Here is a 20,914-nt window from a genome sequence, read left to right on the forward strand (position 1 = left end):
ACGAACTGCACTAATTTTCACCGTAGCAGATGATTTTTGCGCCTTGTCGCTGCTGCGTGTGGTTGGTAAAGTAAGCGGATTTTGTTTTCCGCCCCAGCTTTCAGGATTATCCCTTAGTATGTTGAAAAAATTTCGTGGCATGTTTTCCAATGACCTGTCCATTGACCTGGGTACCGCGAATACCCTTATTTATGTAAAAGGACAAGGCATCGTATTGAATGAGCCTTCTGTTGTGGCCATTCGTCAGGATCGTGCCGGTTCGCCGAAAAGCGTGGCTGCAGTAGGTCATGATGCGAAGCAGATGCTGGGTCGTACGCCGGGCAATATCGCTGCAATTCGCCCAATGAAAGACGGCGTTATCGCTGACTTCTTCGTGACTGAAAAAATGCTCCAGCACTTTATCAAGCAAGTGCACAGCAATAGCTTCATGCGCCCAAGCCCGCGCGTACTGGTGTGTGTACCGGTTGGAGCAACTCAGGTTGAACGCCGTGCGATCCGTGAATCCGCTCAGGGCGCAGGTGCTCGTGAAGTCTTCCTGATCGAAGAGCCGATGGCGGCCGCGATCGGTGCGGGTCTGCCAGTCTCTGAAGCAACCGGTTCAATGGTTGTGGATATCGGTGGTGGTACCACTGAAGTTGCCGTTATCTCCCTGAACGGCGTGGTTTACTCCTCTTCTGTCCGTATTGGCGGCGACCGCTTCGATGAAGCCATCATTAATTATGTTCGTCGTAACTACGGTTCACTGATCGGTGAAGCGACCGCAGAACGTATTAAACACGAGATCGGTTCCGCTTATCCGGGTGACGAAGTGCGCGAAATCGAAGTTCGCGGTCGTAACCTGGCTGAAGGCGTTCCGCGCGGCTTTACCCTGAACTCTAACGAGATTCTGGAAGCCCTGCAGGAACCACTGACCGGTATCGTGAGCGCAGTAATGGTTGCACTGGAACAGTGCCCGCCGGAACTGGCGTCTGACATCTCCGAACGCGGTATGGTGCTGACCGGTGGCGGTGCGCTGCTGCGTAACCTTGACCGTCTGTTAATGGAAGAAACCGGTATTCCAGTTGTTGTTGCTGAAGATCCGCTGACCTGCGTGGCGCGCGGCGGCGGCAAGGCGCTGGAAATGATCGACATGCACGGCGGCGACCTGTTCAGCGAAGAGTAATCGGATGCAGGTTGGGTAGCCCCCGCGGGTTGCCCTTCCGCTCTGATACGAGAATACGCATAGACTATGAAGCCAATTTTTAGCCGTGGCCCGTCGCTACAGATTCGCCTTATTCTGGCGGTGCTGGTGGCGCTCGGCGTTATTATTGCCGACAGCCGCCTGGGTACGTTTAGTCAAATCCGAACGTACATGGATACCGCCGTCAGTCCTTTCTACTTTATCTCAAATGGTCCTCGTGAATTACTCGACGGCGTGTCGCAAACGCTGGCTTCGCGTGACCAACTCGAACTTGAAAACCGGGCGTTGCGTCAGGAACTGCTGCTGAAAAACAGCGAACTGCTGATGCTGGGGCAATACAAACAGGAGAACGCGCGTTTGCGTGAGCTGCTGGGATCGCCATTGCGTCAGGACGAACAAAAGATGGTGACGCAGGTCATCTCAACGGTTAATGACCCTTACAGCGATCAGGTCGTGATCGACAAAGGGAGCGTTAACGGCGTCTACGAAGGCCAGCCGGTTATTAGCGACAAAGGCGTAGTAGGTCAGGTCGTGGCGGTGGCTAAATTGACCAGCCGCGTGCTGCTGATTTGCGATGCGACGCATGCGCTGCCCATTCAGGTACTGCGTAATGATATCCGCGTGATCGCTGCGGGTAACGGCTGCACCGACGATCTTCAACTCGAACACCTGCCAGCCAACACCGACATTCGCGTTGGCGATGTGCTGGTCACCTCGGGTCTGGGTGGACGTTTCCCTGAAGGTTATCCGGTTGCTGTTGTTTCTTCCGTTAAGTTGGACACTCAGCGCGCTTATACCGTGATTCAGGCTCGCCCGACCGCGGGTCTGCAGCGTCTGCGCTATCTGCTGCTGTTGTGGGGTGCCGATCGTAATGGCGCAAACCCGATGACGCCGGAAGAAGTACACCGCGTTGCTAATGAACGTCTGATGCAAATGATGCCGCAAGTTCTGCCTGCACCAGATACCATGGGACCGCCTGCGCCAATACCAGCACCTGCAACAGGCGTGGCTCCAGCGCCCGCAGATACCACGCCGCCACAACCTGCTCCGCGTAAGCCGGGAGGACAGTAAGTGGCAAGCTATCGTAGCCAGGGACGTTGGGTGATTTGGCTCTCGTTCCTTATTGCACTGTTGCTGCAAGTCATGCCCTGGCCGGATGACATTCTGGTTTTCCGGCCAAACTGGGTGCTGCTCATCTTGTTGTATTGGATCCTGGCACTGCCGCATCGCGTAAATGTGGGCACGGGATTTGTGGTGGGTGCCATACTGGATCTCATCAGCGGCTCCACGCTTGGCGTGCGCGCATTGTCGATGAGTATCATTGCTTATCTGGTCGCGTTGAAATTCCAGCTATTCCGAAACCTCGCGCTCTGGCAACAGGCGCTGGTGGTCATGTTGTTATCACTGGTCGTGGATATTATTGTTTTCTGGGCCGAGTTTTTAGTGATCAACGTCTCTTTCAGACCTGAAGTGTTCTGGAGTAGTGTAGTGAATGGTGTGCTTTGGCCATGGCTATTCTTACTGATGCGTAAAGTCCGTCAGCAGTTTGCGGTGCAATAAGGTTGATATGAATACTCTGTATCTTGCTTCAGGTTCTCCACGTCGTCAGGAGTTGCTCGCTCAGCTTGGTGTTACGTTTGAACGACTGGTCCCAGGGATTGAAGAACAGCGGCACCCGCAGGAAAGCGCGCAGCAGTACGTTTCCCGTCTGGCGCGCGAAAAAGCGCAGGCTGGCGTAGCGCTGGCCCAGCGCGATTTGCCGGTATTGGGTGCGGATACCATCGTTATCCTTAATGGCGAAGTGTTGGAAAAACCGCACGACGCCGACCATGCCGCAGCAATGCTGCGCAAACTGTCGGGCAAAACGCATCAAGTTATGACGGCCGTGGCACTGGCCGATCGCCAGCACAGTCTGGACTGCCTGGTAGTGACGGAAGTGACATTCAGAGCACTAACCGATGAGGACATCGCGGGCTATGTTGCCAGCGGTGAACCAATGGATAAAGCAGGTGCATACGGTATTCAAGGGTTGGGTGGCTGTTTTGTCAGGAAGATAAATGGTAGCTATCACGCCGTAGTCGGCTTACCGCTGGTAGAAACGTATGAGTTGCTGACCAATTTTAACGCACTGCGTGAGAAAAGGGATAAACATGACGGCTGAATTGTTGGTAAACGTAACGCCATCGGAAACTCGGGTGGCTTACATTGATGGTGGTATTCTGCAGGAAATTCATATTGAACGTGAGGCGCGACGCGGAATCGTAGGCAATATCTACAAAGGTCGTGTAAGTCGTGTACTTCCGGGTATGCAGGCGGCTTTTGTAGATATTGGACTGGATAAAGCCGCATTTCTTCACGCTTCTGACATCATGCCGCACACCGAATGCGTGGCGGGTGAAGAACAAAAACAGTTCACCGTACGCGACATCTCTGAACTGGTGCGCCAGGGTCAGGATCTGATGGTGCAGGTGGTAAAAGATCCGTTGGGAACTAAAGGCGCACGCCTGACGACGGACATCACGCTTCCTTCCCGTTATCTCGTCTTTATGCCGGGGGCTTCGCACGTTGGCGTATCCCAACGTATCGAAAGCGAAACCGAACGCGAACGCCTGAAAAAAGTGGTGGCGGATTACTGCGATGAGCAGGGTGGCTTCATCATTCGCACGGCGGCGGAAGGCGTATGTGAAGAGGATCTGGCCTCGGATGCTGCCTACCTGAAGCGCGTCTGGACGAAAGTCATGGAGCGTAAAAAGCGCCCGCAAACGCGCTACCAGATGTACGGTGAATTGGCCCTGGCACAGCGCGTGTTGCGTGACTTTGCCGATGCGCAGCTTGACCGCATCCGCGTCGACTCCCGTCTGACCTATGAGGCGTTACTGGAATTTACTGCGGAATATATCCCCGAGATGACCAGCAAGCTGGAACATTACAGCGGGCGCCAGCCTATTTTTGATCTCTTTGACGTTGAGAATGAAATCCAGCGCGCGCTGGAACGCAAAGTTGAGCTGAAGTCCGGCGGCTATCTGATCATCGATCAAACCGAAGCGATGACCACCGTCGATATCAATACCGGCGCGTTTGTTGGGCATCGTAATCTCGACGACACTATCTTTAATACTAATATTGAAGCAACGCAGGCCATTGCTCGTCAGCTGCGTCTGCGTAACCTCGGCGGTATTATCATTATCGATTTTATCGACATGAATAATGAAGATCACCGTCGCCGGGTGCTGCACTCCCTGGAGCAGGCTCTGAGCAAGGATCGCGTAAAAACCAGCATTAACGGTTTTTCACAGCTGGGCCTGGTGGAGATGACGCGCAAACGCACACGTGAAAGCGTGGAACATGTACTGTGCAACGAGTGTCCGACCTGCCATGGGCGTGGTACGGTGAAAACGGTGGAAACCGTATGCTATGAAATCATGCGCGAAATCGTGCGCGTACACCATGCATATGACTCTGACCGTTTCCTGGTTTATGCCTCTCCGGCAGTGGCTGAAACCCTGAAAGGTGAAGAGTCACATGCGCTGGCGGAAGTTGAGATCTTTGTCGGCAAACAGGTCAAAGTACAAATCGAACCGCTGTATAACCAGGAGCAGTTCGACGTCGTCATGATGTAAATCGTGTAGTGGCACCCGCGCATGTAAGCCGGATAAGGCGCAAGCGCCGTTATCCGGCAATATTCACTCAAGGGGTGTGAGTCATATTTTTTGGTAGACAAGGAGAGGCGCGTGAGGCGATTGCCGGGGATTTTACTGCTCACTGGAGCCGCATTCGTTGTCATCGCAGCGCTGCTGGTCAGTGGACTGCGCCTTGCGTTACCTCATCTTGATAGCTGGCGTCCGGCCATTCTTGGCAAGATTGAATCCGCCACAGGTCTGCCTGTTTCCGCTAGCCAGCTTTCTGCCAGCTGGCAAAATTTCGGTCCTACGCTTGAAGCGCGCAATATCCATGCGCAGCTGAAAGATGGGGGAGAATTTTCGGTAAAACGCGTCACGCTGGCGCTGGATGTCTGGCAAAGTTTGCTGCACATGCGCTGGCAGTTTCGCGATCTCACCTTCTGGCAACTGCAGTTGCGCACCAATACGCCTATCCAGCGCAGCGAAGGCGGAGATGGGATTGAAACCGGCCATCTCAGCGATCTCTTCCTGCGTCAGTTTGATCATTTCGATCTACGCGACAGCCATATCAGCTTTATAACCCTCTCAGGTCAACGTGCTGAACTGGCGATCCCCCAGCTTACCTGGTTGAATGGTAAAAATCGGCATCGCGCCGAGGGTCAGGTCAGCCTCTCCAGCCTGACTGGACAGCACGGCATTATGCAGGTGCGTATGGATCTGCGTGATGACGAAGGGCTGTTGAATAACGGTCGAGTTTGGCTGCAGGCAGACGACATCGACGTCAAACCATGGCTGGGCAAATGGATGCAGGATAATGTCGCGCTACAAACCGCGCGTTTTAGCCTGGAAGCATGGATGACGATCAGCAAAGGCGTCGTTTCTGGTGGCGATGTCTGGCTGAAAAAAGGCGGAGCTAGTTGGCTGGGTGAAAATCGTACGCACACGCTCTCCGTCGATAATCTGACGGCGCACATCAGCCGTGAAGAGCCGGGCTGGCAATTCTCTATTCCCGATACGCGTATCACCATGGATGATAAGCCCTGGCCGAGCGGGGCATTAACGCTGGCCTGGATCCCTGAGCAGGAAGTCGGTGGTGAGAATAACAAACGCAGTGATGAGCTACGCATTCGCGCCAGTAATCTGGAACTGGCCGGGTTAGAAGGGCTGCGTCCGATGGCGTCCAGGTTATCACCTGCGCTGGGTGATATCTGGCGGGCCACGCAACCCAGCGGCAAAATAGACGTGCTTGCGCTGGATATCCCGTTACAGGCGACAGAAAAAACCCGCTTCCTGTCCTCGTGGACCGATTTGGCCTGGAAACAGTGGAAGCTGCTGCCGGGGGCAGAACATTTCTCCGGTACGCTTGCGGGCAGCGTTGAAAATGGGGCGCTCACCGCCTCCATGAAACAAGCAAAAATGCCGTATGAAACCGTCTTCCGCGCGCCGCTGGAAATAGAGAACGGCGTGGCGACGCTAAGCTGGCTGAAGAATGATAAAGGCTTCCAGTTAGACGGGCGCAACATTGATGTTAAAGCGAAAGCGGTACATGCGCGCGGTGGTTTTCGCTATCTGCAACCGGCTGATGATGAGCCATGGTTGGGCATTCTGGCCGGTATCAGTACCGACGATGGCTCCCAGGCCTGGCGTTATTTCCCGGAAAACCTGATGGGTAAGGATCTGGTTGACTACCTCAGCGGCGCTATTCAGGGCGGCGAGGCGGATAACGCCACGCTGGTGTATGGCGGTAACCCGAATCTGTTCCCGTATCTGCACAATGAAGGGCAGTTTCAGGTCCTGGTGCCGCTACGCAATGCGAAGTTTGCTTTCCAACCTGACTGGCCTGCGCTAACCGATCTCAATATCGAACTGAACTTCATTAACGATGGCCTCTGGATGAAGACGGATAGCGTCAATCTAGGCGGCGTGAAGGCCAGTAACCTGACGGCTAATATTCCCGACTATGCAAAAGAAAAGCTGCTGATTGATGCCGATATCAACGGGCCAGGCAAGGCGGTTGGACCTTATTTTGATGAGACTCCGTTGAAGGATTCTCTCGGCGCCACGCTGGAACAGTTGCAAATTGACGGTGATGTGAATGCTCGCTTACATCTTGATATTCCTCTAGACGGCTCGCTGGTTACCGCCAAAGGCGACGTCAACCTGCGTAATAACAGCCTGTTTATTAAACCACTCGACAGCACGCTGAAGAATTTGAATGGTAAATTCAGCTTTATCAACGGCGATCTGAAGAGCGAGCCGATGACGGCGAACTGGTTTAATCAGCCGCTGAACGTCGACTTCTCTACCACCGAAGGGGCGAAAGCCTATCAGGTAGCCGTGAACCTGCAAGGCGACTGGCAGCCAACCCGCATGGGGATTTTACCGGCGCAGGTCAACGATGCGTTAAGTGGCAGCATGGCGTGGAATGGCAAAGTGGGTATCGATCTTCCATATCATGCCGGGCCGACCTACGACATTGAGCTAAAGGGTGACCTGAAGAATGTAAGTAGTCACTTACCTGCTCCGCTGAATAAGGCGCCCGGTGAAGCGTTGCCGGTGAATGTTAAGGCCAACGGTAATCTGCGCAGCTTTGAACTGACCGGTAATGCTGGCAGTAAGAACCACTTTAACAGCCGCTGGCTGCTGAATCAGAAACTGACGCTTGACCGCGCTATCTGGACGTCGGAAAGCCGTACTGTGCCCGCGTTACCCGATCAGCAAGGCATTGAGCTTAATCTTCCCCCTATGGATGGCGCGCAATGGTTGGCGTTGTTCCAAAAAGGCGCAGCGGATAACGTTGGCACTAATGCCAACTTCCCACAACGCATCACCGTGCGTACGCCATCGTTATCCCTGGGCGGTCAGCAGTGGAATAATTTGAGTATTGTGTCTGAGCCTGCGAGCAATGGCTCCATCGTACAGGCGCAGGGTCGTGAAATTAACGCCACGCTGGCGATGCGCAATAATGCGCCATGGCTGGCCAATATTAAGTATCTTTATTACAACCCTAGCGCGGCGAAAGCGTCACCGGGGAACACATCAGCCTCGCCGTTTTCCGCCGTGGACAACTTCAGCTTCCGCGGCTGGCCGGACCTTCAGTTACGCTGTGCCGAGTGCTGGATGTGGGGACAGAAATATGGGCGCATTGATGCCGATGTAGCAATTAAAGGCGACACGCTAACGTTGAGCAACGGTCTGTTGGATACGGGCTTTGCCAGACTGACCACCGATGGCGTGTGGGTGAATGCGCCGGGCAAAGAACGAACGTCACTGAAGGGTAAACTGAGCGGCAGTAAAATTGACTCCGCTGCCAGTTTCTTTGGCGTATCGACCCCGATTCGTAACTCTTCGTTCAACGTGGAGTATGACCTGCACTGGCGTAACCCGCCGTGGGATCCGGACGAAGCTTCGCTGAATGGGATTTTGCGTACCCGGTTGGGTAAAGGTGAGCTTACCGAACTCAGTACCGGGCATGCGGGGCAACTGTTGCGACTGCTGAGCTTTGATGCGTTGCTACGTAAACTGCGTTTTGATTTTAGCGATACCTTCAGTGAAGGTTTCTATTTCGACTCGATTCGCAGTACGGCGTGGATCAAAGATGGTGTGATGCATACCGACGACACGCTGGTGGATGGTCTGGAGGCAGACATTGCGATGAAAGGCTCAGTGAACCTGGTCCGTCGGGAGCTGGATATGGAAGCCATTGTCGCGCCTGAAATTTCTGCCACCGTAGGGGTTGCCGCTGCGTTTGCTGTCAACCCGATTGTCGGTGCGGCGGTGTTTGCTGCCAGTAAGGTTCTGGGACCATTGTGGAGCAAAGTTTCGATTTTGCGTTATCGCATCACCGGTCCGGTCGATAAACCGCAGATTAACGAAGTTCTGCGTCAGCCGCGCAAAGAAAGCCAGCAATGATTTGACGGGGGCGAGTAATTGCCCCAATCTCAGTACAGTGATCTTCTACCGCAGTCCGTAGGCCGGAAAAGGCGTTCACGCCGCCATCCGGCATTGAAGTGCCTGATGGCGACGCTGGCGCGTTTTATCAGGCCTACAACAGAAACTAATGAGTACCAAAACGATGAGTCTGAACCTGGTAAGTGAACAATTGCTAGCGGCGAATGGCCTGAAACATCAGGATCTGTTCGCCATTCTGGGCCAACTGGCCGAACGCCGTCTTGACTACGGCGATCTCTACTTTCAGTCGAGCTATCACGAATCCTGGGTTTTAGAAGACCGCATCATTAAAGACGGCTCTTACAATATCGATCAGGGTGTTGGCGTGCGCGCCATCAGCGGCGAAAAAACAGGGTTTGCCTATGCAGACCAGATCAGCCTGCTGGCGCTGGAGCAAAGTGCTCATGCTGCCCGTACTATCGTGCGTGACAGCGGTGACGGCAAAGTAAAAACGCTGGGAGCGGTTGAGCATCAGGCGCTTTACACTTCGGTTGATCCGTTACAGAGCATGAGCCGCGAAGAGAAACTGGATATTCTGCGTCGCGTTGATAGCGTGGCCCGTGCCGCCGACAAACGCGTCCAGGAAGTAACCGCCAGCCTGACCGGTGTTTATGAACTGATCCTGGTAGCAGCGACCGACGGTACGTTGGCCGCTGACGTTCGTCCGCTGGTACGCCTTTCCGTAAGCGTACAGGTCGAAGAGGACGGTAAGCGCGAGCGCGGTGCCAGCGGTGGTGGCGGTCGTTTTGGCTATGACTATTTCCTTGGCGACCTTGATGGTGAAGTCCGTGCTGACGCGTGGGCGAAAGAAGCCGTACGCATGGCGTTAGTTAATTTGTCCGCGGTAGCAGCGCCTGCTGGTACGCTGCCGGTAGTACTCGGCGCTGGCTGGCCTGGCGTTCTGCTGCATGAAGCGGTCGGTCATGGTCTGGAAGGTGACTTTAACCGCCGTGGTACCTCGGTATTCAGCGGTCACATGGGTGAACTGGTGGCGTCGGAACTGTGTACCGTTGTGGATGATGGCACAATGGCGGACCGTCGTGGCTCTGTGGCTATTGATGATGAAGGCACACCGGGTCAGTACAACGTGCTGATCGAAAACGGTATTCTGAAAGGCTACATGCAGGACAAACTGAACGCGCGCCTGATGGGCGTCGCGCCAACGGGTAACGGTCGCCGTGAATCTTACGCGCACCTGCCGATGCCACGTATGACCAACACCTACATGCTGCCGGGGAAATCCACGCCGCAGGAAATCATCGAATCCGTTGAATACGGTATTTATGCACCTAACTTCGGCGGCGGCCAGGTGGATATCACCTCCGGGAAATTTGTGTTCTCGACGTCTGAAGCGTATCTGATTGAAAACGGTAAAGTAACCAAACCGGTGAAAGGCGCGACGCTGATTGGGTCTGGTATCGAAGCGATGCAGCAGATTTCAATGGTAGGTAACGACCTGAAGCTGGATAACGGGGTTGGTGTGTGCGGTAAAGAAGGGCAGAGCCTGCCGGTGGGCGTGGGCCAGCCGACGCTGAAGGTGGATAACCTGACGGTAGGTGGTACTGCATAACATCATGATGTATGCCCGATAAGCACCAGCGCTATCGGGCATCTTTCCGGACGCGGCGTCAACGCCTTATCCGGCCAATACTCTTTTTATTTCTCTTTTCCCCGGCCGTACATCCCCTGAAAAAGCTGCGCTACATCAACAAAATACTCCGTCAGATAGTTAATCACCACCTGGACCTTGAGCGGCAGTTTGTCTTTTTCGGTATACAGCGCATAGACCGGACGCGGATCCGACTGGTAGCGGGGAAGGAGGATCTCCACTTCGCCACGATTGATCTCATTGATCACCCACATCAGCGGCACATAGGCAATGCCCGCACCCGCAGCCAGCCAGCGCACCAATGTCATCGGATCGTTAGTCACAAAACGACCCTCTGGGATCAGGCGGGTGGAAATTCCTTCCGGAGCGATAAGCTCGAATTCATTATCCGGGCGCACGCTGTATTCCAGCCACGAGTGGTTGCTGAGATCGGCGGGTTTCTCCGGGGCACCAAACTGTGCGAGATAGCTTTTAGCCGCGCAGACTACCATCGGCATGGCACCCAGGCGACGCGAGAACAGACTGGAGTCCTGCAACGCACCGACGCGGATAACCACGTCCAGACCATCGGCGATTAAATCCGGGGCCGGGATGCCTGTTACCAGATTTACCGTCAGACCGGGGTATTCCTTCAGCATGGTCGCGGTCAATCCGGCGAGGACATTTTGTGCCATGGTTGAAGAACAACCAATGCGCAGTGTGCCGATGGGCGTGTTGTTAAAGGCATAAAGCTGCTCGTGAACATCCTGCGCTTCGTGCAACATTCTCCGGCAGCCCTGGTAGTAAATTTTACCGGCTTCGGTCAGCCCAATGCTGCGTGTACTGCGGTTTAGCAGCTTAACCTGTAGCTCATCTTCCAGTTTGGAGACCGTCTGGCTTATCGATGAAACGCTCATTTGTAGCTGTCTTGCGGCGGCGGTGAAGGAGCCCAGTTCGACGACTTTGGCGAACACCGACATACGTTTTAATCGTTCCATTGTTCACTCTGGCTTAAAAGTGATTTAGATCACATAATATAGATAACAGCATAACAGTTACGTTAATATATTATTATTCAAATAACAGCTATGTCGCTCTCGCCTGGCTCATCCTTGCCCTTCTCTGCGGTGACATACGCTAGAAAATCTATCACCTGCACTCTCTTAAGTTACCAAGGTCAACATGAGTCTGTTTCCCGTTATCGTGGTGTTTGGTTTGTCCTTCCCACCGATTTTTTTCGAATTACTTTTGTCACTGGCGATTTTCTGGCTGGTGCGCCGGATGCTGGTTCCAACCGGCATCTATGATTTTGTCTGGCATCCGGCTCTGTTTAACACCGCGCTGTATTGCTGCCTGTTCTATTTAATAACGCGCCTGTTCGTTTGAGGTTGAAGTGAAAACACTAACAAAAAAACTCTCCCGTACGGCCACGACTCTCGTACTGGTCATTCTGGCCTTCATCGCTATTTTTCGCGCATGGGTGTATTACACCGAGTCGCCATGGACACGTGATGCGCGTTTCAGCGCAGATGTCGTCGCTATTGCGCCGGATGTTGCGGGTCTTATTTCCAACGTTAACGTCCATGATAACCAACTGGTGAAAAAGGATCAGATTCTGTTCACCATCGATCAGCCACGCTATAAGAAAGCCCTTGAGCAGGCCGAAGCTGATGTTTCTTATTATCAGGTTCTGGCCCAGGAAAAACGCCAGGAGGCCGGACGTCGTAACCGCCTTGGCGTGCAGGCCATGTCTCGTGAAGAGATTGACCAGTCAAACAACGTCCTGCAAACCGTATTACACCAGCTTGCGAAAGCACAAGCGACCCGCGACCTGGCAAAATTAGATCTGGAACGTACCGTCATTCGCGCACCAGCAGACGGTTGGGTCACTAACCTGAACGTCTATAGCGGCGAATTTATTACGCGTGGTTCCACAGCGGTGGCACTGGTCAAACAGCATTCTTTCTATGTGCTGGCCTATATGGAAGAAACCAAACTGGAAGGCGTTCGCCCTGGATATCGCGCTGAGATCACCCCGTTGGGCAGTAATAATGTCTTAAAAGGCACCGTTGATAGCGTGGCGGCGGGGGTAACAAATGCCAGCAGTACGCAGGATGCAAAAGGTATGGCGACCATTGATTCAAATCTGGAATGGGTGCGCCTGGCGCAGCGTGTACCGGTGCGAATCCGTCTTGATGAGCAGCAAGGAACTCTGTGGCCTGCCGGGACAACGGCTACCGTTGTCATTACCGGTAAACAGGACCGTGATGCCAGCCAGGAGTCCTTCTTCCGTAAAATGGCGCACCGCCTGCGCGAATTTGGTTAATTGCGATGGGTATTTTCTCCATTGCCAACCAGCATATCCGCTTTGCGGTAAAACTGGCGTGCGCAATTGTACTGGCGCTGTTCGTTGGTTTTCACTTTCAACTTGAGACTCCGCGTTGGGCGGTACTGACTGCGGCCATTGTGGCGGCAGGCCCGGCCTTTGCTGCCGGTGGGGAACCCTATTCAGGGGCTATCCGTTATCGCGGCATGCTGCGTATTGTCGGGACATTTATCGGTTGTATTGCCGGACTGATCATTATCATCAGTATGATCCGCGCTCCGTTATTGATGATCCTGGTGTGCTGTATCTGGGCCGGTTTTTGTACCTGGATCTCGTCACTGGTGAAGATCGAAAACTCCTATGCCTGGGGGCTTTCGGGCTATACGGCGCTGATCATCGTCATTACCATTCAGGCCGAACCGCTGCTGACGCCGCAATTTGCGCTCGAACGTTGCAGTGAAATTGTGATGGGGATTGTCTGTGCCATTGTGGCCGATCTACTTTTCTCTCCCCGTTCGATAAAACAAGAGATTGATGTTGAGCTGGACAGCCTGCTGGTGGCGCAATATCAACTGATGCAGTTGTGCATTAAGCACGTCGACAGCGAGGTCGTGGATAAAGCCTGGGGCGATTTAGTCCGTCGAACGGCGGCGCTGGAGGGCATGCGCAGCAACCTCAATATGGAGTCTTCACGTTGGGTGCGTGCTAATCGCAGACTCAAAGCATTAAACACGCTGTCGCTCACGCTCATTACTCAGTCCTGTGAAACTTACCTTATTCAAAATACCCGCCCGGAACTTATCACCGACACCTTCCGCGAGTTGTTCGATACGCCGGTTGAAACGGTGCAGGATGTCCATAAACAGTTGAAGCGGATGCGTCGGGTTATTGTCTGGACTGGCGAACGTGAAACACCGGTAACGATTTATAGCTGGGCAGGTGCGGCGACGCGCTACCTGCTGCTCAAACGTGGTGTGGTGAGTAATACCAAGATTAGCGCTACGGAAGAAGAGATCCTGCAAGGTGAGCCGGTGGTGAAAGTGGAGTCTGCCGAGCGTCATCATGCGATGGTTAACTTCTGGCGTACCACGCTTTCTTGTGTGCTGGGGACCTTATTCTGGCTATGGACCGGATGGACTTCCGGCAGCGGTGCAATGGTGATGATTGCGGTCGTCACCTCGCTGGCAATGCGTTTGCCAAATCCTCGCATGGTGGCGATAGACTTTATCTATGGGACGTTGGCAGCGTTACCGCTCGGAGCGCTCTATTTCCTGGTGATTATCCCTAATACGCAACAAAGCATGCTGTTACTGTGTCTGAGCCTGGCGGTGCTGGGATTCTTTCTGGGGATTGAGGTACAGAAACGACGGTTGGGATCGATGGGGGCGCTGGCCAGCACCATTAATATCATTGTGCTGGATAACCCGATGACCTTCCACTTTAGCCAGTTCCTTGATAGTGCGCTGGGGCAGATTGTTGGCTGCGTGTTGGCGTTTATCGTCATTCTGCTGGTGCGTGATAACTCCCGTGACAGAACAGGCCGCGTATTGCTCAACCAGTTCGTGTCGGCGGCGGTTTCAGCAATGACCACCAATGTAGTCCGTCGTAAAGAAAATCATCTTCCGGCACTTTATCAGCAGCTGTTTTTGCTGATGAACAAGTTTCCCGGCGATCTGGCGAAGTTTCGCCTGGCGCTGACGATGATCATCGCGCACCAGCGCCTGCGTGATGCACCGGTACCGGTAAACGAGGATCTATCTGCGTTCCATCGTCAGCTTCGGCGTACTGCCGATCACGTAATTTCAGCAGGAAATGACGACAAGCGCCGACGCTACTTTAGCCAGTTACTGGAGGAGCTCGAGGTCTACCAGGAGAAATTAATTATCTGGCAAGCACCGCCGCAGGTGACCGAGCCGGTAAAACGACTCAGTGGGATGCTGCACAAATACCAGCATGCGCTGGTCAGTAATTAAGAGTTGTAAACCGACGCTAAAAGCGTCGGTTTTTTTATGGCTATACTTACCTGAAAATGCGAGAGACCCCTGGATATTGGCGGTCTGTAGAGTAGCTGGCGTCGGGATGGTGGCTATAGATGAACATCTATACATTTGATTTTGACGAGATAGAAGATCAGGGCGATTTCTACCGCGAGTTCACGCGCACATTCGGTCTGGCCCGGGAAAAGGTGGTTGATTTGGATTCTCTGTGGGAGGTGGTGATCGGGGAAGTCTTGCCGCTGCCGCTGGAGATTGAATTTGTCCATTTACCGGAGAAGCTGCGCAGGCGATACGGCGCGTTGATTTTACTGTTCGATGAAGCGGAAGAAGAGCTGGAAGGGCAGTTGCGTTTTAACGTTCGTCACTCAATGTAAGACATAAAAAAGCCCCCGGCAGGCGGGGGCAAGTCGTCGGACTTAGACGACGAGGGTTTATTTGTAGAGTTCTGCAGTAGCGTGCCAGTGAGCACCTTCACGGAGTTCGGTGACGCGATAGCTGCTGGCGCCTGCTTTTTCAGCTTTAGCGGCGATGGCCTGACGCATGTCCATTGGTGAACTACCGATCTGAGAGACGGAGACGCTACCGATGGATTGCAGATTCTGTGCTTCTTGTGAGTTCACCTGAGTAACCGCGGCGCTTGCACCGAAGGAGAGAACAGAAAGAAGGCTTAAGGTTGCAATAGTAGTTTTGATTTTCATGATATTTACCTCGTCGAATTCTTTTATTGGGGGTCTGTGTTTCGTGACCCTCATCACAAAATCAAGTATACACTAATCACCCAATAAATTAATACCACGCTAATTGTTTCACTGGGTTTTGAGTGTTAAGAAAATGATTTTTTATAACTCAATGGAATTAAAAAGAGCATTTCAAACAGCTTATACAAAATAAATTTAATTAAATCATGTAGATGCTTGATTTTGCAAAATGTGCGTTTTTAAGGCTGCACATTCACCATGTGAATGTATTTTGATGGTTAAACGCACCATTTGTTAAATCAATAGCAGTGGAAAAGAGAAGGAGGGGGATGAAAAGAGAGTGTTTTCCCCCGCCGCGAGGCGACGGGGAGGCGGTATTACAGTTCTTGTTCGAACAGTTCCAGAATGGCTTCGTACAGATCTTTTACCGTAAAACCCTTAGCTGGGGTGGTGAAGATGGTATCGTCACCGGCAATCGTACCCAGGATACCTTCCGCTTTCCCCAATGAGTCAAGCAGACGTGCAATCAACTGAGCAGCGCCAGGGCTGGTATGAATAACCACGACCGCATCGTTATAGTCGATATCCAACACCAGATTTTTCAGCGGGCTGGAGGTCGTGGGTACGCCCAGTTCCGCCGGAAGGCAGTACACCATTTCCATTTTCGCATTGCGGGTACGCACGGCGCCAAATTTGGTCAGCATGCGTGAAACCTTGGACTGATTGATATTATCAAAGCCCTGATCCTGCAACGCGAGGACGATTTCGCCTTGAGAGCTGAACTTTTCTTCTTTAAGCAGCGCTTTAAACGCCTTTACTAATTCTTCTTGTTTTGCCGAGCTTCGCATAAGTCACCCGTAATATGGCGGTAGAAACAACATTATTGTGCATACAGATGAATTTTTATGCAAACAGTCTGCCTTGTTCAAGGCTGAAATAATGTTATGAAAGAGCGGAATTTTATCAAATTTCGTTATCAAGAAACATGCCTGTGTCACGGCTCGCAAATAAGGTTAAAAGTAAATTAAATGTTATCAAATTGATGTTGTTTTGAGAGGCGGGTAGGGTATATTGTCAGCACCTGTTGGAAAGTTGCTCTACTGTGTGGGTGGTTTTGAATTACGTAACTTAGGTTTTATTTTACGTAAGTTAAATGCATAAAAGCCAAATTTGCGTGACTACGCATTCTTGACGCGTGGTTGTTGTATTCATTGGATTTGTGAATTAAGGTCGCCGCCGCGGAGCAATAGACATTTTGCTTATCAATATAATAAGGAGTTTAGGATGAAAGTTGCAGTCCTCGGCGCTGCTGGTGGTATCGGTCAGGCGCTAGCATTACTGTTAAAAACCCAACTGCCTTCAGGTTCAGAACTCTCCCTGTACGACATCGCTCCAGTAACACCTGGTGTGGCCGTTGATTTGAGCCATATCCCTACTGCTGTGAAAATCAAAGGCTTCAGCGGCGAAGATGCTACCCCTGCACTGGAAGGTGCTGATGTGGTACTGATCTCTGCGGGCGTCGCACGTAAACCGGGTATGGATCGTTCCGACCTGTTCAACGTCAACGCCGGTATCGTGAAGAACCTGGTGCAGCAAGTTGCTAAAACCTGCCCGAAAGCGTGTATCGGTATCATCACCAACCCGGTGAATACTACCGTTGCTATCGCTGCAGAAGTGCTGAAAAAAGCAGGCGTATACGATAAGAACAAACTGTTTGGCGTGACCACGCTGGACATCATCCGCTCCAACACCTTTGTGGCGGAACTGAAAGGCAAACAACCAGGCGACGTTGAAGTTCCGGTTATTGGCGGCCATTCTGGCGTGACCATCCTGCCACTGCTGTCACAAATTCCTGGCGTAAGCTTCACCGAACAAGAAGCAGCTGACCTGACTAAACGTATCCAGAATGCGGGTACTGAAGTTGTGGAAGCCAAAGCCGGTGGCGGTTCTGCAACCCTGTCTATGGGTCAGGCTGCTGCACGTTTCGGCCTGTCCCTGGTTCGCGCATTGAGCGGCGAAAAAGGTGTGGTTGAATGTGCTTACGTTGAAGGCGACGGCCAGTATGCTCGTTTCTTCTCTCAGCCGCTGCTGCTGGGTAAAAACGGCGTAGAAGAGCGTCAGTCTATCGGCAAGCTGAGCGCGTTTGAACAAAGCTCGCTGGAAGGCATGCTGGATACGCTGAAAAAAGATATTACTCTGGGCGAAGAGTTCGTTAAGTAACACGAAGAAAGGCCTGCGTGTATTTGTAGGCCTGATAAGCGTAGCGCCATCAGGCATTACGTACTAACTCTCTACGATACCGCCTAATAAAAACCGGAGCCAACATGCTCCGGTTTTTTTATGGTCAGTAGGCCGCCAGACGTGACGTTAATTGGTGGCTGGGTATTCCTGGATCGTTACCTGCAGCGTCAACTGTTTGTCATCACGCATCACGACAACGGAGATAACTGAACCTGGTCGAATCTCTGCCACCTGGTCCATCGTTTCCAGCGCAGACACCGCCGGTTTGTTATTGACCGAGATAATCAGATCGTTAACCTGAATGCCCGCCTGCGCTGCCGGACCATCCGGGGAAACTTCGTTAACCACAATCCCCTGAATTTGATCCATCCCGCCGCCCTGAGCGTGCAGTGGTGCAATTTCGCGACCGCTGATGCCGATGTAGCCACGAATCACGCGCCCGTCACGAATCAGCTTATCCATGATTTTGGTCGCCAACTGAAACGGAATGGCAAAGCCGATCCCTTCCGGGGTTTCGCCATCGTTGCTCTTATCAAATGACAGCGTGTTAATCCCCATCAATTCACCCAGTGAGTTGACCAGCGCACCGCCGGAGTTTCCGTGGTTGATGGAAGCATCTGTTTGCAGGAAGTTTTGCCGTCCTGTCGGGTTCAGGCCAATTCGACCGGTGGCGCTGATGATCCCCTGAGTGATGGTTTGCCCAAGGTTGTACGGGTTACCGATGGCGAGTACTACGTCACCAATGTGCGGCACGCGTTTGTTATTAATTGGGATTGTTGGCAGCCCGCCAGTGGCGTTGATTTTCAGCACCGCAAGGTCGGTTAACGTATCAGACCCCACAAGCAGCGCTTCAAATACGCGGCCGTCCTGCAATGCGACGATGATTTGGTCGGCATCGTTAATGACGTGCTTATTGGTAATGATATAGCCGCGCTGATCCATGATAACGCCTGAGCCGAGCGTGCGGATCTCAAGCTGGTTATGTGCTGTGCTGTTCATACTGCGGTTATAAACGTTAACGACGGCTGGAGCAGCACGGCGAACCGCCGAGTTATAGCTGGCAGGCGTTTCATCTGCACTGTCGAACTGCGGTGCGGTAAGCGTATTAATTTTTCGCAGAGAGGGCATCGCCGCCAGCAGAATGGCGCCGACGATTAAACCAATCGCGACCGAACGTAAAAGCTTCACAAACATGATGGCGGCGTCATTAAAAAAGGGAACGGCAGCAGCATATCACGAGTTAACCGGACATCACACGAGGGGCTGATGTCCGGTTGCATGCGTTAACGCAGGAGCAGGTAAATACTCTCGTTACCGCGCACCACCTGCAGAGCAATGATCGACGGTTTCGCTTCCAGCACTTTTCGCATTTCGGCGATTGAGTTTACGCGATCGCGGTTAACGCCAATGATAACGTCATCTTTATGCAGACCGGCCTGTGCTGCAGGGCTGCTTTTTTCTACGTTATCAATTCTGATGCCTTTGGTGCCGTCTTTTAACTGACCATCGCTGAGCGTGGCCCCTTGCAATGCAGGCGCAATCATCTCTGCGCTGGCGGACGATGATGTGCTGGTATCGAGGGTGACTTCAACCTCCAGCGGTTTACCGTTACGCAGCAGGCCCAGTTTGACCTTGGTCCCAGGTTCAGTTGTCGCAATGCGTGAACGCAGTTCGGCGAAGCTGTTGAGCGGTTTACCGTTGAGGCTGGTAATGACGTCACCAGATTTCACTCCCGCTTTTGCGGAGCCGGAGTTAGGCAGAACCTCACTGACAAACGCGCCACGCTGTACGTCCAGTTTGAACGCTTTGGCGATATCCGAGGTCATTTCGGTGCCTTTGATACCCAACAGACCGCGTTTGATTTCACCAAACTGCATCAGCTGCTGTGCCAGCGTGCGCGCCATGTTGCTCGGGATTGCAAAACCAATCCCGATGCTGCCGCCGCCGGGGGCCAGAATCGCGGTGTTAATACCGATCAGCTCACCGTTCAGGTTGAGCAATGCGCCGCCGGAGTTACCGCGGTTGATAGAGGCGTCAGTCTGAATAAAGTTTTCCAGACCTTCCAGGTTCAACCCACTGCGACCCAAGGCAGATACAATGCCGGAGGTGGCTGTTTGACCCAAACCGAACGGGTTACCCACAGCCACCGCGAAATCACCCACGCGGAGTTTGTCGGAGTCGGCAATGGCAATTTGCGTCAGGTTGCTGGGGTGCTGAATTTGTAGCAGTGCGATATCGCTCTGATCGTCGCTGCCGATAAGCTTAGCGTCGAACTCACGGCCATCATTAAGCTGAACGCTGATTTTTTGCGCCTGATTAATAACGTGGTTATTGGTCAGAACGTAGCCTTTGGCTGCGTCAATGATGACCCCTGAGCCCAGCCCTTCAAAGGGTTGTGACGGTTGATCGGGAAGTTCGTCACCAAAAAACTTTTTGAACTCTTCCGGGACTTTCTGCCCCTGAGTGGCGGTGCCTTCAACCCTTACGCTCACCACGGCAGGTAACACTTTCTCCAGCATCGGAGCGAGGCTGGGAAGCGCAGCCTGACCGGGAACCTGGCCGGGGATAGACGCTGCGGCCGGGAATGGCGCCGAGAGAGTTAACCCGACACTTAACGCTAATGCACTCAACAGCTGGGTTTGTTTTTTCATGGATCCTGCTCTCGTACCTTGAGTAAACGGAAGATGATTCAAAACAGGTTGATGTTATTGAATTTTCGGTTTGGTCACAATGCGGCTAACGACTAAATAATAGCTGGGACAGGAAGAGAAGCGGAGGGCGCAATTGCTGCGCCCAATAAATTTCTTAACGATGTGCGGTTAGTCGCGCTTTGCGCCGCTACGCAGCAGGCCGGATGCCCCTTCAGAATAGTCGCGTGGCATCTGAACCGGCGCCTGATCGTTGCCTGCTTCAGACTCTGCCAGACGGTTACGGAACGGGTTGTTTTCCGGCGACATACCCGGCAGCAGGTTGCTGGAGCTTTTCGCCATGTGCTGGTAAATCTGACGATAATCATCCGCCATGTTATCCAGCAATTCAGCGCTGCGGGCAAAGTGGCTCACCAGCTCTTCGCGGTACTCTTCCAGCTCAGCTTTATTTTTTTCCAGTTCGTACTGCAATGCCTGCTGTTGACGTAATTTACGATTACCAAAACGCATGGCTACAGCACCAATAATGATACCGACGACTAACCCAATTAGCGCATATTCCCAGGTCATGAACATCTCCCGTTGTCTTGTGTTTCCGTAGGGTGTTGGCTTTAGGCTCCATGCCTGCGCCTGATTATGCCACTATAACCGCTAATCCCGTAGAA

Annotated in this window: 18 protein-coding genes; 12 read left to right on the top strand and 6 right to left on the bottom strand. The window is 52.8% G+C overall.

The genetic code is table 11. The annotated features are described in order from the left end of the window. Positions 1-118 precede the first annotated feature (118 nt). The 7 genes from mreB to tldD all read left to right on the top strand — a co-directional run bounded on the left by mreB (position 119) and on the right by tldD (position 10,321). Positions 119-1,162 (top strand): rod shape-determining protein MreB, encoded by a 1,044-nt coding sequence (gene mreB, locus OGY17_RS00195; RefSeq protein ID WP_000913396.1) that lies wholly within the window; start codon positions 119-121, stop codon positions 1,160-1,162. A gap of 66 nt (positions 1,163-1,228) precedes the next feature. Next, positions 1,229-2,251, top strand: a complete 1,023-nt coding sequence (gene mreC, locus OGY17_RS00200; RefSeq protein WP_008785960.1) for a rod shape-determining protein MreC — start codon at positions 1,229-1,231, stop codon at positions 2,249-2,251. Next, a complete protein-coding gene (mreD, locus tag OGY17_RS00205) occupies positions 2,252-2,740 on the top strand; it encodes a rod shape-determining protein MreD (protein ID WP_003025196.1) in 489 nt (162 codons plus the stop codon). Between the two features lie 7 nt (positions 2,741-2,747). Continuing rightward, positions 2,748-3,341, top strand: coding sequence for a Maf family protein (locus tag OGY17_RS00210; protein WP_008785959.1), 594 nt, complete (start codon positions 2,748-2,750; stop codon positions 3,339-3,341). Then, entirely contained in the window at positions 3,331-4,800 is a 1,470-nt protein-coding gene (gene rng / locus OGY17_RS00215) for a ribonuclease G (protein WP_003025190.1), read from the top strand. Before OGY17_RS00210 ends, rng begins: the two co-directional genes overlap by 11 nt. A gap of 111 nt (positions 4,801-4,911) precedes the next feature. Next, on the top strand, positions 4,912-8,712 hold the full coding sequence (yhdP, locus tag OGY17_RS00220) for an AsmA2 domain-containing protein YhdP (protein WP_020996360.1): 3,801 nt from the start codon (positions 4,912-4,914) through the stop codon (positions 8,710-8,712). A gap of 163 nt (positions 8,713-8,875) precedes the next feature. Then, entirely contained in the window at positions 8,876-10,321 is a 1,446-nt protein-coding gene (gene tldD / locus OGY17_RS00225; protein WP_003025183.1) for a metalloprotease TldD, read from the top strand. Positions 10,322-10,407: 86 nt separating this feature from the next. Here the strand turns inward: tldD and aaeR are convergent, their stop codons facing one another. Beyond that, the gene (gene aaeR / locus OGY17_RS00230; protein WP_008785957.1) at positions 10,408-11,337 is read right to left on the bottom strand and encodes an HTH-type transcriptional activator AaeR; all 930 of its coding nucleotides are present in this window, start codon (positions 11,335-11,337) and stop codon (positions 10,408-10,410) included. Between the two features lie 184 nt (positions 11,338-11,521). On the opposite strand from aaeR, the gene aaeX reads away from it, so the two are divergent. The 4 genes from aaeX to OGY17_RS00250 all read left to right on the top strand — a co-directional run bounded on the left by aaeX (position 11,522) and on the right by OGY17_RS00250 (position 15,036). Next, entirely contained in the window at positions 11,522-11,725 is a 204-nt protein-coding gene (gene aaeX / locus OGY17_RS00235; protein WP_003828816.1) for a p-hydroxybenzoic acid efflux pump operon protein AaeX, read from the top strand. A gap of 7 nt (positions 11,726-11,732) precedes the next feature. Then, positions 11,733-12,665 (top strand): p-hydroxybenzoic acid efflux pump subunit AaeA, encoded by a 933-nt coding sequence (aaeA, locus tag OGY17_RS00240; RefSeq protein WP_057067981.1) that lies wholly within the window; start codon positions 11,733-11,735, stop codon positions 12,663-12,665. Between the two features lie 5 nt (positions 12,666-12,670). Continuing rightward, complete coding sequence (aaeB, locus tag OGY17_RS00245) at positions 12,671-14,638, top strand: p-hydroxybenzoic acid efflux pump subunit AaeB (RefSeq protein ID WP_008785956.1); 1,968 nt, start codon at positions 12,671-12,673, stop codon at positions 14,636-14,638. A 119-nt stretch (positions 14,639-14,757) separates the two neighbouring features. Further along, a complete protein-coding gene (locus OGY17_RS00250; RefSeq protein WP_008785955.1) occupies positions 14,758-15,036 on the top strand; it encodes a barstar family protein in 279 nt (92 codons plus the stop codon). A gap of 57 nt (positions 15,037-15,093) precedes the next feature. Here OGY17_RS00250 and yhcN read toward each other — a convergent pair whose 3' ends face one another. Further along, positions 15,094-15,360, bottom strand: a complete 267-nt coding sequence (gene yhcN / locus OGY17_RS00255) for a peroxide/acid stress response protein YhcN (protein WP_003828812.1) — start codon at positions 15,358-15,360, stop codon at positions 15,094-15,096. 377 nt (positions 15,361-15,737) lie between these two features. Next, on the bottom strand, positions 15,738-16,208 hold the full coding sequence (gene argR, locus OGY17_RS00260; protein ID WP_003025162.1) for a transcriptional regulator ArgR: 471 nt from the start codon (positions 16,206-16,208) through the stop codon (positions 15,738-15,740). Between the two features lie 436 nt (positions 16,209-16,644). On the opposite strand from argR, the gene mdh reads away from it, so the two are divergent. Continuing rightward, positions 16,645-17,580, top strand: coding sequence for a malate dehydrogenase (gene mdh, locus OGY17_RS00265; protein WP_008785953.1), 936 nt, complete (start codon positions 16,645-16,647; stop codon positions 17,578-17,580). Between the two features lie 147 nt (positions 17,581-17,727). Here mdh and degS read toward each other — a convergent pair whose 3' ends face one another. The 3 genes from degS to zapG all read right to left on the bottom strand — a co-directional run bounded on the left by degS (position 17,728) and on the right by zapG (position 20,819). Continuing rightward, the gene (gene degS, locus OGY17_RS00270; RefSeq protein ID WP_032945146.1) at positions 17,728-18,795 is read right to left on the bottom strand and encodes an outer membrane-stress sensor serine endopeptidase DegS; all 1,068 of its coding nucleotides are present in this window, start codon (positions 18,793-18,795) and stop codon (positions 17,728-17,730) included. 89 nt (positions 18,796-18,884) lie between these two features. Beyond that, positions 18,885-20,252: a serine endoprotease DegQ gene (gene degQ / locus OGY17_RS00275; RefSeq protein ID WP_008785951.1), complete on the bottom strand. Its 1,368-nt coding sequence runs from the start codon at positions 20,250-20,252 to the stop codon at positions 18,885-18,887. Positions 20,253-20,420: 168 nt separating this feature from the next. Then, positions 20,421-20,819 carry a Z-ring associated protein ZapG gene (gene zapG, locus OGY17_RS00280; RefSeq protein ID WP_003025147.1) on the bottom strand — a complete coding sequence of 133 codons (399 nt, stop codon included), beginning with the start codon at positions 20,817-20,819 and terminating at the stop codon, positions 20,421-20,423. Positions 20,820-20,914 lie beyond the last annotated feature (95 nt).

Source organism: Citrobacter sp. Cpo126 (genome assembly GCF_030332445.1).
GTDB classification, from domain to species: domain Bacteria; phylum Pseudomonadota; class Gammaproteobacteria; order Enterobacterales; family Enterobacteriaceae; genus Citrobacter; species Citrobacter portucalensis.

Bases quoted from the DNA above. Each gene is read 5' to 3' on its own strand.
- mreB (WP_000913396.1), top strand. From the start codon at position 119: ATGTTGAAAAAATTTCGTGGCATGTTTTCCAATGACCTGTCCATTGAC.
- mreC (WP_008785960.1), top strand. From the start codon at position 1,229: ATGAAGCCAATTTTTAGCCGTGGCCCGTCGCTACAGATTCGCCTTATT.
- OGY17_RS00210 (WP_008785959.1), top strand. From the start codon at position 2,748: ATGAATACTCTGTATCTTGCTTCAGGTTCTCCACGTCGTCAGGAGTTG.
- rng (WP_003025190.1), top strand. From the start codon at position 3,331: ATGACGGCTGAATTGTTGGTAAACGTAACGCCATCGGAAACTCGGGTG.
- tldD (WP_003025183.1), top strand. From the start codon at position 8,876: ATGAGTCTGAACCTGGTAAGTGAACAATTGCTAGCGGCGAATGGCCTG.
- aaeR (WP_008785957.1), bottom strand. From the start codon at position 11,337: ATGGAACGATTAAAACGTATGTCGGTGTTCGCCAAAGTCGTCGAACTG.
- aaeX (WP_003828816.1), top strand. From the start codon at position 11,522: ATGAGTCTGTTTCCCGTTATCGTGGTGTTTGGTTTGTCCTTCCCACCG.
- aaeB (WP_008785956.1), top strand. From the start codon at position 12,671: ATGGGTATTTTCTCCATTGCCAACCAGCATATCCGCTTTGCGGTAAAA.
- OGY17_RS00250 (WP_008785955.1), top strand. From the start codon at position 14,758: ATGAACATCTATACATTTGATTTTGACGAGATAGAAGATCAGGGCGAT.
- yhcN (WP_003828812.1), bottom strand. From the start codon at position 15,360: ATGAAAATCAAAACTACTATTGCAACCTTAAGCCTTCTTTCTGTTCTC.
- argR (WP_003025162.1), bottom strand. From the start codon at position 16,208: ATGCGAAGCTCGGCAAAACAAGAAGAATTAGTAAAGGCGTTTAAAGCG.
- mdh (WP_008785953.1), top strand. From the start codon at position 16,645: ATGAAAGTTGCAGTCCTCGGCGCTGCTGGTGGTATCGGTCAGGCGCTA.
- degS (WP_032945146.1), bottom strand. From the start codon at position 18,795: ATGTTTGTGAAGCTTTTACGTTCGGTCGCGATTGGTTTAATCGTCGGC.
- degQ (WP_008785951.1), bottom strand. From the start codon at position 20,252: ATGAAAAAACAAACCCAGCTGTTGAGTGCATTAGCGTTAAGTGTCGGG.
- zapG (WP_003025147.1), bottom strand. From the start codon at position 20,819: ATGACCTGGGAATATGCGCTAATTGGGTTAGTCGTCGGTATCATTATT.